At 68.6% G+C, this 13,162-nt stretch carries 10 protein-coding genes; 5 read left to right on the forward strand and 5 right to left on the reverse strand.

From position 1 onward, the window contains the following. From NWFMUON74_RS09415 to NWFMUON74_RS09430, 4 genes are all read right to left on the reverse strand, one after another. Complete coding sequence (locus NWFMUON74_RS09415; RefSeq protein WP_425301967.1) at positions 1 to 2,496, reverse strand: GNAT family N-acetyltransferase; 2,496 nt, start codon at positions 2,494 to 2,496, stop codon at positions 1 to 3. 454 nt (positions 2,497 to 2,950) lie between these two features. Then, positions 2,951 to 4,225, reverse strand: coding sequence for a WXG100 family type VII secretion target (locus tag NWFMUON74_RS09420; protein WP_187687447.1), 1,275 nt, complete (start codon positions 4,223 to 4,225; stop codon positions 2,951 to 2,953). 12 nt (positions 4,226 to 4,237) lie between these two features. After that, entirely contained in the window at positions 4,238 to 4,678 is a 441-nt protein-coding gene (locus NWFMUON74_RS09425) for a YbaB/EbfC family nucleoid-associated protein (protein ID WP_187687448.1), read from the reverse strand. Positions 4,679 to 4,782: 104 nt separating this feature from the next. Continuing rightward, a complete protein-coding gene (locus tag NWFMUON74_RS09430) occupies positions 4,783 to 6,342 on the reverse strand; it encodes an alkaline phosphatase D family protein (protein ID WP_187687449.1) in 1,560 nt (519 codons plus the stop codon). 99 nt (positions 6,343 to 6,441) lie between these two features. On the opposite strand from NWFMUON74_RS09430, the gene NWFMUON74_RS09435 reads away from it, so the two are divergent. Both NWFMUON74_RS09435 and NWFMUON74_RS09440 read left to right on the forward strand, forming a co-directional pair. Then, positions 6,442 to 7,593, forward strand: coding sequence for a damage-control phosphatase ARMT1 family protein (locus NWFMUON74_RS09435; RefSeq protein WP_187687450.1), 1,152 nt, complete (start codon positions 6,442 to 6,444; stop codon positions 7,591 to 7,593). A 76-nt stretch (positions 7,594 to 7,669) separates the two neighbouring features. Further along, positions 7,670 to 8,047, forward strand: coding sequence for a hypothetical protein (locus NWFMUON74_RS09440; protein ID WP_187687451.1), 378 nt, complete (start codon positions 7,670 to 7,672; stop codon positions 8,045 to 8,047). A gap of 3 nt (positions 8,048 to 8,050) precedes the next feature. Here NWFMUON74_RS09440 and NWFMUON74_RS09445 read toward each other — a convergent pair whose 3' ends face one another. Continuing rightward, on the reverse strand, positions 8,051 to 9,136 hold the full coding sequence (locus NWFMUON74_RS09445) for an ABC transporter substrate-binding protein (protein ID WP_187687452.1): 1,086 nt from the start codon (positions 9,134 to 9,136) through the stop codon (positions 8,051 to 8,053). A gap of 171 nt (positions 9,137 to 9,307) precedes the next feature. On the opposite strand from NWFMUON74_RS09445, the gene ctaD reads away from it, so the two are divergent. From ctaD to NWFMUON74_RS09460, 3 genes are all read left to right on the forward strand, one after another. Next, positions 9,308 to 11,044, forward strand: a complete 1,737-nt coding sequence (ctaD, locus tag NWFMUON74_RS09450; RefSeq protein ID WP_187687453.1) for an aa3-type cytochrome oxidase subunit I — start codon at positions 9,308 to 9,310, stop codon at positions 11,042 to 11,044. Positions 11,045 to 11,230: 186 nt separating this feature from the next. Then, the gene (gene serB / locus NWFMUON74_RS09455) at positions 11,231 to 12,487 is read left to right on the forward strand and encodes a phosphoserine phosphatase SerB (RefSeq protein WP_187689039.1); all 1,257 of its coding nucleotides are present in this window, start codon (positions 11,231 to 11,233) and stop codon (positions 12,485 to 12,487) included. Between the two features lie 113 nt (positions 12,488 to 12,600). Next, a complete protein-coding gene (locus tag NWFMUON74_RS09460; protein WP_232111135.1) occupies positions 12,601 to 13,086 on the forward strand; it encodes a protease inhibitor I42 family protein in 486 nt (161 codons plus the stop codon). Positions 13,087 to 13,162: the final 76 nt, after the last annotated feature.

The raw sequence follows: 13,162 nt of genomic DNA on the forward strand, positions 1-13,162 counted from the left end.
TCACGGTTCGTCGTCGGGCTTTCCGGGCCACGCGCCCGGCGGAAGGGGCCTGTTCCTGGATCGGAGGTAGGCGATCCAGGTTTCCGGGGTCAACGCCATCTCCACTCGGGGCTGGCCGTCGCCGTAGATGTCGCCGTCGAGTTCGCGGCTGACTCGCAGGCCCATGGATTCGACCAGCGATCGCATTTCCGTATTGTTCGGTCGCATCGTCATCACGACCCTGGAGACTTCGCGGTCGACGAACAGGCTCCAGAAGGTCTGCTCGATGAGTCTGCGTGAGATGCCGAGGCCGCGGCACGCGGACGCCACACAGATCCCGCTGACATAACCCTCGTCGGGGGGAACGACATAGCCATGGTCCTGATGACCTACCTCGTATTCGCAGTAGCCGACCACGTCGTCCGGGTGCCATGGGCCCCCGTCGAGGGACGGCGCGGACGCGATGATGACCTGCTGCGGATTGTTCAGCAGAACGCTTTCGAGATAGTGGCTGTCGAGCGCGCGCACCGGGCCGAACGATTCGAGTTCCAGACGGGCTAAAGCCTGGGACAGGATATAGGCATCGGTGATGCTGAAGTGGTGCGGATCTGGGGACCAGGTGCTGACCCCTTCCTGCCGGATACGCTCCACAAGCGATCCGGCAGTGTGGTCGAGATGAGCCTGAAGGCGGGGCGCGTTACTGGTTTCGGTGGCGTCGGGTGGGGGATGGATCAGCAGCGGGCCAGGTATGCTGCCGGCGCCGAGTCCGGTGTCGGATATGGTCCGGGTGATCCGGCGGCCGAGTTCGGCGGGGTTGTGCGCGGCCGCTGTCTCCAGGGTGGCGGCTGTGTGTGCTTGATGGGCTGGATGCAGGGTCGGTCTCTGCGTGCTGAAGTCGATCCGGGTGAGGCCCGGGTTGTTCTCGAGGTGGCGGCCGAGGCTTTCCGTCAGAAGCCTTTTGGCCACGGCGGTTCTGGTCGCGGCCTCTTTGACTCCACCCAGTACGGAGCCGAGGTGGCGGTAGTCGCGCTGTCCGTGGAGGTGCTGGAGTACCCGGGAGAACTCGTCCGCTGTCACCGTGGCTCGCTGCGCTTCCAGCAGTATGTTCCGGACAATTTGTGCGTCGGCCATGGTGTAGGACGGGTTGGGGATGTGATTGCCGTTGCGAACTTCTGCGATAAGGTGATTCTGGAGTTCGTTCCGCCGCTCCACGTAATCGGAATTACTGCGCTCGTATTCGTCGATGCGGTCGAGCAGTTCGCGGTGGCCTGGGAATTCCGGGTCGGCGGCGAGTTCGCCGCGCAGTCGCGGTAGGGCGTCGGTCCAGGCTTCGAGCGCGGCCCTGCGGTGCCTGCCGAGGACTTCTACCGAGGTTTCGGTTGCCCTGGGATCGGTGATTCCGTGGTATTCCGCCGCGTTCAGCGTGTCGTACAGTTCGGTCCGTGCTCGCGCGGCCGGGTGGTCGGTCGGTGAATCGTGTTGTGTCGATGATGCGGATTCGTTGTGGTCCGGGGTCGCGGGTGTCTCCGTGTCCTGATGCCACATTCCGAGGCGGTCCAGTTCGGTGAGCACGGCGCGCGGATCCTCACCCGCGTGCAACATCCGGGCGATGATCGCTGTCCGCTCGTCCGGAGAGGCATCAGCGATACGCACCTCGTCGCCCGTGCCACGCGCGGGCACCCGATCGTGCGCCGACAGATTTTGTTCGAATCTGCCGGTGTCGAATTCGGGACCGACATCGCGCGCGATCACCCTGTTGATCTCGTGCACGGCGTCGACGTAGTCGTTGTCCTTGTACGCCGGATCTGCCGGGGAGAGATCGTTTTCCGCTGCGAACCGGTGGAAGGCGGGGCTGTCGAGGGCATTGGTCGACAGTTCGTTGAGGCTCGTTCTCAGCGCGCGGGTATCGGTTCCCGCGCTCCGCAGTGTGGCGAGTAGGTCTTCACTCTGTGTCGAGGTGGACCCCGGCCGCACCGAACCCGGCCGGGCGGCGTGGACGAAGACGCTGCCCGCACCGAGTACCGCGCTCGCCGCGCCGGTCGCGACACCGGCTTTGACCGTCTCCCACAGGCCCGCCCCCGAGTTGTGGTTGATGAAGCGTTCCCAGCCGTAGGCGCCGGCGCCGCCGAGTGCGCCGCCCGCCGCACCGCCCGCTCCGAGGCCGACGAGGTTTGCCTGTAGTTGCGCGGGGGCGAAAAGCATCGACGTGCCGGGCACTCGGACACGCCTGGCCAGCCGGTCGGCGCCGAGCCGGTTGGCGGCCCACTGCGACGCCCGGCTGCCGGCCTGATACCCGGCCCATCCGCCCACTACGCCGAGCGTCGTCGACTTCGCGATCGAGTTCCAGTTGATCTGGTCCACAGTTCGGGTGTGGTCGGCCAGCACTTGCCACAGCTGCGCCCCGCCGTCCACGACGAGCCCCTGCCCGCCGCCGAGCACCATCGCCCTCCGGGCGGCGGCCGCGGCTGCACCGTCGCCCGCGAGTTTCTCGACCAGCGCGCGCCAGGCCGCCTGCATCGTCCGCCGAGCCGCCTGCTGCTCGGCGATGGCCTTGATCGCCCCGACCCCAGACAACGACAAGGCCAGATCCACAGCGAGCTGAGCCGCGAGGGTGATAGCGGTGAGGGTCACGATGTGATGGCACAGCTGGACCTCGCGTTGCCCGTCCGCAACCTGTGTGCGTAGTGACTCGCAGACGCTCGCGAGCCGGCGCATGCCGTCCGCGAGCGTGGTCGATGCCTCGGACAGCTTGTTTCCGGCGACACTGTCCAGATTCGATGAGGTCGAGCGGCTCAGCGTGTCGATGTGATCGGCGAGTTCCCGTGAGTCCTTCGCCGCGGTCGACCAGGCCTCGCTGACCTGGCCCATCAAGTATTCGTCGCCCTCGGCCCAGTGTCCGACAGCGAGTTCGACCGCCTTGTTCGAAAGCAGCCCCTCCGGCAGCGAACTCATCGGGGCCTCCTACCCGGTGTCACCGTCTTCGTGCCTCCGCGGCAGACCGGGCCGCCAGATCGACTGCGGCGCGGCCGACTTCGTGCACTACCGCGTCATAGACCGGACCCGGACTCGCGCTCACCGCGGAGAGCCGCTGCGGGTCGGCAGCCCACCTGCGGTTGAGCACGATCGTCTCGACCGCCGTCGAGTCGCGAACCGCCAGCACCACATCGGTCTCCTCGAGTTCGGCGATGCGAACAGTACGAAGGCCGAGGGCGGGATACGCGTCCAGCAGGTCGTCGACGGCTGCCGCGAACTGCCGTACCGCGCCTTCGCCGACGTGTGGTGCGTCGAAGCCCATGACCGCGATCCCTCGTCGCGCCGCCAGCGCCTCGGCGATCAATACCCGTGGGTCTCGATTGGTGGATACCGCGACGTGTCTTCGGCGCTCCCGCCCGGACCGGTGGGGACGTCCCGCGGGAAGGCGAGACGACGGACGCGGCGGACTCTCGAACCCGGACCAGGGGGTGGAAGTACCCGGAGGCCCGGACCACGGGGTGCCCGCTGGGCCGCTCACCCGTGCTTGCCCGCCGCCACCCACTCTGGCGGCTGACCGCGGCGGCAGCGGCGCAGCCGGTGGCGGCTGGTCGCCGAAGGGCGGCGAGTCGTCAGCGGCGGGAGTCGGTGCCTGGATTCCCGGCCCCGGGCGCGGTTGGGTACCGCGGTCTTCGGGCCCGGCCGCGGCAGCATTCTGCGGAGGGCCCGCGGAGAACGGAGATCCCGAAGGTTCGAAGGCAGATTCGTCGGCGTGCCGTGTCGGTGCGCCGTCGGCTACCACCGTGCCGGTGGCGTCGTGCGTGCTCGGGGTGCCGGTGCTGTCCAGCGTGCTCGGCTTGCCGGGATCGACCGTTCCGGTCGGGTCGTCGTCGGCCTGGTCGTTCGCCGCGGCCGTCCGGTACCGAGGGGGCGGTTCGTCGTCGCGCGGGCGGCCCGACACGTCGCCCGTCTCGGTTATTCGGCCGGCGGAATCCACATCCGCGTCGTTGTAACTGGATGAGGAACCAGTGACGGCGTCACCCAGCTCACGCAGCGCTCGCGTGACTTCCCGGAATCCGGCGACGGTGCGATCGGCGTCCGGTGTGTAGTGCTCGGCGAACTGTTTCCCCGGCTCGTCGTCACCCCAGCAGGTGCCCGCCTCGGACAGGGCGTCCGTGAGGCGGTCGAAGATCTGCTGTGCCCGATCGGCGGCATCAAGGAATGCGGCCCCGTACGCGCGCAGGCCCTCGGGATCGACGTGCAGTGACTCTCCCATGACGGGCGTCGCTCATGAGCCCGCCCGGTCGGACCGCGGCTTCGGTAACTGCCACAACGATTCTCGAAGATCCCGCAGGCTCGCATTCGGTATCGGGTCGGGCAACTCGGCCAGGGCGTCGGCCGAATCGGCCATGACCGCCGAGACGTCCGCGACGTGTCGGAGGGCCTGCCACGTCGCCCGGTGAGCGGTGTCGGCGATGCTACGGCTCAGCGAGTCCGGGCTCCCGGTGCGGAAAGCATCCGCTGCCAGGCGGACATCGACCACGGACCCCGCGGCGTTGACCGTCACATCTACCGCACCGTCCGGCGAGGACGCCGTGGATCGGTAGACACCCAGCTGTTCGATGACATCGGGCAGCGCGGCTCGGATCTCGTCGTGCCGGTCCAAAGCGTCGGCGATCCGCCGCCGCAGCTGTTCGACGGACTCGGCAGTGCTGTCATCGAAGCTCATAGTGCCACTCCCCGTTCGGCGTGCGCCGAATTCGACTGATGTGCTGTCGGTTCTAGGGGTTAGACGGCGTCCCGCGGCGAGCGGTTCCGCCCGGCGTTCGGCAACTATGCCGGCGCGAGGCGCTGAGTGAACAGCGACGCCCCGGCGGCATTCCGGAGATCGACTGTCAATTCACGGCTGGCACCGTCGATGAACACCTCGCCGAAGTGCTGGTAGCCGTCCAGCGGTGAGGAGTTCTGGGTCGGCGGGGCGTGCACGAAAACCGCTGTGGGGCCGAAGGTTCCGTCTAGATCGTTGGGGCCGAACGCGCCGGCGTTGAGCGGTCCCGACACGAATTCCCAGAACGGATCGAAGTCGGTGAAGGCGGCGCGCTCCGGCGAATAGTGGTGTGCCGCTGTGTAATGCACGTCCGCGGTCAGCCACACCACGTTGGTGACCCGGTGCGCCCTGATCGACGACAGCACCCGGGCGATCTCGGTCTCGCGGCCCGCCGGGGCGCCCGGATCGGCGTTGGCCGGGCCCTCGAAGGCCGTGGTGCCCGGCTGCTCGCCGTCCTCGACCACCAGGCCGAGCGGCAGGTCGTTGGCGACGATCTTCCAGGTGGCGCGGGAATCTCGCAGTCCGTCGATCAGCCACCGGGTCTGCTCGGGGCCGAAGATCTTCCCGCCCGGGGCGCGGTCGGTGTCGTTGGCGTCCTTGTAGGTGCGCATATCGAGGACGAACACATCCAGCAGCGGGCCGTAGGAGATCTTGCGATAGAGGCGGCCGTCGGCGGCCTCGGCCGGATCCAGCGGCATCCACTCGCGGAAGGCTTGCCAGGAGCGCTGGGCGAGGACGTCCATGCTGCGCTCGGCGTAGCCCTTCGTCGCGGCGACCTGCCCGCCGGGGTACCAGTTGTTGACCGTCTCGTGGTCGTCCCACTGCACGACCTGGGCCACCGCGGCGTTGAAGCGGCGGTAGTTCTCGTCGAGCAGGTTGTAGGCGTACTGGCCGCGGAACTGCTCGAGGGTCTGTGCCACAGCGCTTTTCGGCTCGGTAACCACGTTGCGCCAGATCCGGCCGTCGGGCAGTGTCACCGTTTCCCGCAGGGGGCCGTCGGCGTAGACGGCGTCGCCGGAGTGCAGGAACAGATGCGGGTCGCGGGCGGCCATGGCCGAGAAGATGCGCATGCCGCCGAGGTCCGGGTTGCTGCCCCAGCCCTGGCCGACGACGTCGCCGGACCAGAGCAACCGCAGATCCGAGGCCGTGGCGGGCGCGGTGCGGAACATGCCCGTGACCGCCTCCGAGGTGGCGCCGTCGTCGCCTTCGAGCGTCACCCGATAGTGCACCCGTTGTCCGGCGGGCAGCCCGGCCAGGCGCAGGCGGCCGGTGCCGTCCGTCGCGGGCGTGAGCAGCGGTCCCTCGAAACGCCTTGCGTCGGTGAATGTTTCGGTGGCCGACGTCTCCACGATCAGTCTCGCCGGTCGATCGGACCGAGCCCACAGCAGCGCGCCGTCGCCGCGCGGATCGCCCACCGCCACGCCGTGGGTGAGGCTCGGCCGCTCCCGCACCAGCCCGGGTCCGGAGTCCGCCGAACACGCCACCAGTCCCGGCCCGGCGAGCAGCCCTACCGCACCGGAACGCAGCAGTGTCCGCCGGGAGAACCCGGCACGTTGCGCAGCCATACCTCAGCACCCTGGCCAATCAGCCGCAACGCAACCTGAACGTGGGGCGACGAGCGGGCCAACACTCCCGACTCGAGAGCGATGCGACAGTATCGAGGGATGACCGATGCGCCGATTCTCGCGGGAGTTCCGGGCTCGTTTCCCTACAGCGTGTTCCACGAGCGTCATCCGAAGCTGATCGAGCGGGTGATCGATGCGCACCCGTACGGGCAGGCCGAGCAGACGGCGCTGCGGAAACTGCTGGCCGAGAGCGTCGCGGGAGTGATCGAGCCGCTGCGGACCGATGCGGCCGACGGTCCGCGCTGGGCGGAGTGGGGCCGGGACCTGTGGGGCAGGCCGTGGGGCGAGGCCGAGTTCCTGTGGGCCGAGAGCTACTTCTACCGGCGGCTGCTCGAGGCGGTCGGATATTTCGGGCCCGGCGTGTGGCGCGGCATCGACCCGTTCGGGCCGACCAAAGCCGCCGAGCTGGCGAGCCCGGCCGTGGCCGACGAACTGCGCGCGCTCGCCGACCTGGCAGGCGTGCCGGAGGAGAAGAAGCGCGATGCCCTGCTGGTCTCCGCGCTCTGGGGCAACCAGGCCGACCTCGGTTTCCAGCTGGTCGCCGGTTCGGGCGCCCGGGACGAGCGGCTGCTGGTCGACGACAGTCCCGTGCTGTGGGCGACGCTGGCCGCCGCCACCGACCCCGACGTGTGCCTGATCGCCGACAATGCCGGGCGCGAACTCCTGCCCGATCTGATTCTCCTCGACTACCTGCTCACCAGCGGCGCGGCCGCCCGGGCGACGATCTACCTCAAACCGCGGCCGTACTATGTCTCCGACGCGACCACGGCCGATCTGTCGGCCGCGCTGCGCGTGCTGCGCGCAAGCGAGACGGCCGAGGCCCGCGGCGTGGGGGAGCGGCTGTGGCTGGCGATGAACGAGGGCCGCCTCGTGCCGCGCACCCACGAATTCTTCTGCGCCCCTTTGTCGTTCCACGAACTCCCCGAGGACCTGGCGGTCGAGTTCGCGTGCGCGTCGATGACCATCCTCAAGGGCGACCTGAACTACCGTCGCCTGGTCGGCGACCGCGACCGGACGCCGACGGCCTCCTTCGCCGACCTCACCGCCTACTTCCCGTCGCCGGTCACCGCGCTGCGAACCCTGAAGTCCGATGTCGTCGCCGGCCTGCCCGCCGACCGGGTGGCCGCCCTCGACGCCACCGGCCGCCCCTGGCGCACCAATGGCGAACATGCCCTCGTTCAAGCCCGCTGACCCCGCCCTGAACAGCAGATTCGGCGAATCCGGACCGTCGTAAGACATGTCATGAACCCCGGGTTAGTATTCGAATATGCGTTCGAACGAGGATGGTGAGTTACCTCGGACCGAAGGCACGGAACCCGAGCTGCAATACCCGAACGAGACCGGCTACTACTACCGGGCGCTCACCTATCCGCCGCGCCCGGTGTGGGTCCGGCTCGACGCGATCCTGCTCCGCGATCCGGGGATGCCGCGCCACATCAACGGCGCCGGGCTCGATATGTCCGGCGAGCGCCCCGGCACGCTCACGCACTGGGTGCCGACCCTCAACGGCGACTGGCTGGGCCGGGTCAACTTCTCCATCCCGTACGCCGACGGGCGTCCGGCCCTGCATCTGACCGATCAGCTCGTGCCCGCCTACGCGCTGCGGCCGCGGAAGAGTTCGCAAGCGGGTGGCACCCGCCGGTAGGAATCAGTCGGTGACGTACCCGTTGAGCGTCTTCTGCAGGTCGGTCAGGATCGCGCGGGCCGCGGTGACGCCGGTGCCGTGCCAGATCGGGTCCTCGACGGCGAATTCGCGGCGGTCGACGACGGCGCCCAGCTTCTCCCAGTACTTGCCGTCCATTACCTGCTTGCCGTGGCTCTCGCCGTCGGGGCCGTCGAACATCAGATAGATTATGTCGCCCTCGAGCTTGTTGCGCTCGTCCGGTTCGTCGAGGGCGCCGACGGTGAACGACGCGCCGCGCTGTGCGGTCGGCCGCTGCACACCCGCGTCGGCGAGCACTCCGGCGGCGAAGGTGTCGTCGCCCTGCACCTGGATGTCGTCGGCGGTGAATCGGATGACCGAGGCCTGCGAGAGGTTCGCTCCGATCGCCGCGCCGGTCTCGCGGGCGGCGGTCAGGTAGTCCTCGAGTACCTTCGCTCCGGCGTTGCTGCGGCCGAGGGCGTCGGCGTAGGCGCTGAAGACCGCCTGCCAGCTGCCCGCACCGGCGGTGACGGTCGGGGCGACCTGGCGCAGCGCGTCGACGTCGCCGCCGCCCGCCGCGCCGATGATCAGGTCGGGGCGCAGCGCCGTGATCGCCGCGACGTCGGGTGCGCCGACGCCGCCGACGCTCGGGATCTTCTGGATGCCGGTGCCCATGTAGGCGGGTCGCGGCGTCGGACCGGCCACCGTCACCGCGCCGACCACCCGCTCCCACAGTCCGAGCGCGCACACGGCATCCAGCGCCGCGGTGTCGAGGACGACGATGCGCTGCGGATCCGCGGGTACCTGGGTGGTACCCGCCGGTTGGGTCACGTTACGGGTGCCGGAGGTCCGGTCGGGCGCGGACGGCAGCGCGCAGGCGGTGCGGGTGTCGCGTTCGATGCCGACCACGGCGGCCCCGGCGATATTGGTGGTGGTGCGCACGATGCTGGCGTCGTCGTGGGACCCCTGGGCGCAGCCCGTCAGCAGCGTCACCGCGGCGATCGCCGCCAAGCTACCCGCGCGCAAACGCCGAGCGTGGCGGTGGTTGCGGGCAATGGTGTTTCGGGCGGAGTCGACCTCGCTCACCGGCATGCGGGAAGGGTACACAGAGCACCCGCGCGGCCCCAACGACGCCACCGCGACCAGTCGATTACGACAGAGAGTAGGACCGGGCGCGATGCGCTGTGACAGCACGGTTTACGATGCGTCGTAGCGCATTGTCGAGAGACAACCAGCTACAAGGCCATACCTAATGGAGGATCAGTGACTGCTGTAGAGCCCCAGCCAGTCCCGAAGTTGGAAGCGACTCGGCCGTACCCACCACGTCTGGGGCCGAAGGGGTCGTTCATCTACAAGGCGGTCACCACCACCGACCCCAAGGTGCTCGGTGTGATGTACCTGGTGACGGCGACGTCGTTCTTCATGATCGGCGGCGTGATGGCGCTGCTGATGCGTGGTGAGCTGGCGCGTCCGGGCCTGCAGTTCCTGTCTCCCGAGCAGTTCAACCAGCTGTTCACCATGCACGGCACGATCATGCTGCTGTTCTACGCGACCGCGATCGTGTTCGGCTTCGCCAACGTCGTGCTGCCGCTGCAGATCGGCGCGCCCGATGTCGCGTTCCCGCGCCTGAACGCCTTCAGCTACTGGCTGTACCTGTTCGGCGCCACCATGGCCACCGCGGGCTTCATCACCCCGGGCGGCGCGGCCGATTTCGGCTGGACCGCCTACACCCCGCTGTCGGACATCGTGCACGCCCCGGGCGTAGGCGCCGACCTGTGGATCATGGGTCTGGCCGTGTCCGGTCTGGGCACCATCCTCGGTGGCGTCAACATGCTCACCACCGTGGTCTGCCTGCGCTGCCCCGGCATGACGCTGTTCCGGATGCCGATCTTCACCTGGAACATCGCGGTCACGAGTGTCCTGGTGCTGCTGGCCTTCCCCATTCTCACCGCGGCGCTGATGGCGCTGGCCTACGACCGGCACCTCGGCGGCCACATCTACGACCCGGCCAACGGCGGCGCGCTGCTCTACCAGCACCTGTTCTGGTACTTCGGCCACCCCGAGGTGTACATCATCGCATTGCCGTTCTTCGGCATCGTGTCCGAGATCTTCCCGGTGTTCAGCCGCAAGCCGATCTTCGGATACACCACGCTGGTCTACGCCACCCTGGGCATCGCCGCGCTGTCGATCGCGGTGTGGGCGCACCACATGTACGCGACCGGTGCGGTGCTGCTGCCGTTCTTCTCGTTCATGACGTTCCTGATCGCGGTACCGACGGGCGTGAAGTTCTTCAACTGGATCGGCACGATGTGGAAGGGGCAGTTGACCTTCGAGTCGCCGATGCTGTTCTCGGTCGGCTTCCTCGTCACCTTCCTGTTCGGTGGGCTGTCGGGCGTCATCCTGGCCAGCCCGCCGCTGGACTTCCACGTGTCCGACTCGTACTTCGTGGTCGCGCACTTCCACTACGTGCTCTTCGGCACCATCGTGTTCGCCACCTTCGCGGGCATCTACTTCTGGTTCCCGAAGATGACCGGCCGCATGATGGACGAGCGCCTGGGCAAGTGGCACTTCTGGGCGACCATGGTCGGCTTCCACACCACCTTCCTGGTGCAGCACTGGCTGGGTGCGGAGGGCATGCCGCGCCGCTACGCCGACTACCTGCCCACCGACGGGTTCACGATGCTGAACACCATCTCCACCATCGGCGCCTTCATCCTCGGCGCCTCGACGCTGCCGTTCATCTGGAACGTCTTCAAGAGCTACCGCTACGGTGAGGTCGTCACGGTGGACGATCCGTGGGGTTACGGCAGTTCGCTGGAGTGGGCCACCACCTGCCCGCCGCCACGGCACAATTTCTACGAGTTGCCGCGCATCCGGTCGGAGCGTCCGGCGTTCGAACTGCACTACCCGCACATGATCGAGCGAATGCGGGCCGAGGCCCACGTCGGCTGGGGCTCGAAGTCCCACCACGTCGAGGAACTCGACAAGGTTTCCAGCTAGTCGGGATCGAATCCGCGGCGGCCGTCGACACGACGGCCGCCGCGTTTCGGTTTTCGGGTGGCCGCCGAGGCTCCCGGGCCGACCTGAGAGAATGTGCGAGCCGTCATCGGCGGCCGAGCATGTCACGAGAAACGGAGTTTTCGCTTGAGCACGTCCGAGTCTGATGGCGCTACCCGCGAGCCCTCCGTGGTCGGGCAAGCTGCCTCCTCCGGGCCTGACGCGGGTACCGCGGCGACGACCGTGCTGATCACCGTCACAGGCCCCGACAAGCCGGGCGTGACCTCGGTACTGCTGACCGCGCTGGCGCGCAACGCCGTGAGCCTGCTCGACGTCGAACAGGTCGTGATCCGCGGGCGACTCACCCTCGGCGTGCTGGTGAGTTGCCCCCGCGACCCGGAGGATCTGCAAGACCAGCTCGAGGAGGCCATGGCCACGGTCGGCATGCAGGTCGACATCGAGATCGGCGCGAACTCGGTGAGCGGCGCCCGGCTCTCGACCCATGCGGTGGTGGTGCTCGGCAGTCCCGTGACGGCGCGGGCGTTCAGCGTGATCGCGCGCAAGCTGGCCGAGCAGAACGTCAATATCGACTCGATTCGCGGCATCGCGGACTATCCGGTGACCGGCCTGGAACTGATGGTGACCGCGCCGACCGACCCGGCGGCGGAAACCGCGATGCGCACCGTGCTGTCGGTGGTGGCGGCGAAGGAGAACGTCGACGTCGCCGTCGAACGCGCGGGCCTGGCACGACGGGCCAAGCGGCTCATCGTGTTCGACGTCGACTCCACCCTCATCCAGGGCGAGGTGATCGAGATGCTGGCCGCGCACGCCGGCGTCGAGGACGAGGTCCGCAAGGTCACCGAGGCGGCGATGCGCGGCGAGATCGACTTCGCGGAATCGCTGCGGCAGCGGGTCGCGACGCTGGCGGGACTGGACGAGTCGGTCATCGACGAGGTCGCCGAGGTCATCGAGCTGACGCCCGGCGCCCGCACCACGATTCGCACGCTGCGGCGGCTCGGCTTCCGCTGCGGTGTGGTGTCCGGGGGCTTCCGGCAGGTGATCGAGCCGCTGGCGCACGACCTGGAACTGGACTTCGTGCAGGCCAATACGCTCGAGGTGGTCGGCGGCAAGCTGACCGGCAAGGTGATCGGCGAGATCGTGGACAGGCCCGCGAAGGCCGTGGCGTTGCGCCGTTTCGCCGCCGAGGCCGGGGTGCCGATGGAACAGACCGTCGCGGTCGGCGACGGCGCCAACGACATCGACATGCTCAACGCGGCCGGGCTGGGCATCGCGTTCAACGCCAAGCCCGCGCTGCGCGAGGTCGCCGACGCCGCGCTCTCGCACCCGTATCTGGACGCGGTGCTGTTCATTCTCGGCGTCACCCGCGACGAGGTGGAAGCCGCCGACGCCCGCGACGGACTGCTGCGCCGGGTGCCGTTGACCTGAGGTTAGCCGGGCGATCGCTCCGGCGCGGTGCAGGTCACCCGACGTGGGCCGCCGATACAGTCTGCCCTGAGTTTGCCCGAACGCCGGATCGATGACTGGAGAACAACGTGCGGATGCCTCTGCTGGTATTGGTGTCGGGCCTCGTGCTGGTCGCGTGCGGGGACGAGAATTCGGGGCGAGTGGCGGCGAATTCCGCTACGCCGCAACCGTTTTCGTCGGCGGTCCGGCCCTCGCTCGACCGGACCACGCAATCCGTCGCGCCCGGCAGGCCGCTGACCGTCACCGGTGACTCCGACGGCAAGGAGATATCGCTGGCGCCCGGCCGACGGCTCGAGGTGTCGCTCGCGGCCAACCCGAGCACCGGCTACCAGTGGGAGCTGGACGCCCTCGATCCGGCAGTCCTCGAGCAGACCGGTGACCCGGAATACCGGTCCGCCCCCGGCGCGGAAACCGCCGTCGGTGTGGGCGGCGCCTCGATCTGGCACTTCGTCGCCGTAGCCCCCGGCAGGACCCGACTGCGCCTCGGCTACGCACGCCCCTGGGAGCCGGGAATCGAACCGGCACAACGCTTCACACTCGAGGTGACCGTCGGCAACTGATCGCGCGCGAGTGTGTCCTCGTCGGCGGGTGATCGAATCGGCTCGGTCCGGTGTGACCGGTGAGCGGCCGGGAATT

It is taken from the genome of Nocardia wallacei (assembly GCF_014466955.1).
GTDB classification, from domain to species: domain Bacteria; phylum Actinomycetota; class Actinomycetes; order Mycobacteriales; family Mycobacteriaceae; genus Nocardia; species Nocardia wallacei.

Excerpts from the sequence above, each read along its gene's own strand:
- NWFMUON74_RS09415 (WP_425301967.1), bottom strand. The coding sequence starts at position 2,496 with ATGCAGGCGGCCTGGCGCGCGCTGGTCGAGAAACTCGCGGGCGACGGT.
- NWFMUON74_RS09420 (WP_187687447.1), bottom strand. The coding sequence starts at position 4,225 with ATGGGAGAGTCACTGCACGTCGATCCCGAGGGCCTGCGCGCGTACGGG.
- NWFMUON74_RS09425 (WP_187687448.1), bottom strand. The coding sequence starts at position 4,678 with ATGAGCTTCGATGACAGCACTGCCGAGTCCGTCGAACAGCTGCGGCGG.
- NWFMUON74_RS09430 (WP_187687449.1), bottom strand. The coding sequence starts at position 6,342 with ATGGCTGCGCAACGTGCCGGGTTCTCCCGGCGGACACTGCTGCGTTCC.
- NWFMUON74_RS09435 (WP_187687450.1), top strand. The coding sequence starts at position 6,442 with ATGACCGATGCGCCGATTCTCGCGGGAGTTCCGGGCTCGTTTCCCTAC.
- NWFMUON74_RS09440 (WP_187687451.1), top strand. The coding sequence starts at position 7,670 with ATGCGTTCGAACGAGGATGGTGAGTTACCTCGGACCGAAGGCACGGAA.
- NWFMUON74_RS09445 (WP_187687452.1), bottom strand. The coding sequence starts at position 9,136 with ATGCCGGTGAGCGAGGTCGACTCCGCCCGAAACACCATTGCCCGCAAC.
- NWFMUON74_RS09460 (WP_232111135.1), top strand. The coding sequence starts at position 12,601 with ATGCCTCTGCTGGTATTGGTGTCGGGCCTCGTGCTGGTCGCGTGCGGG.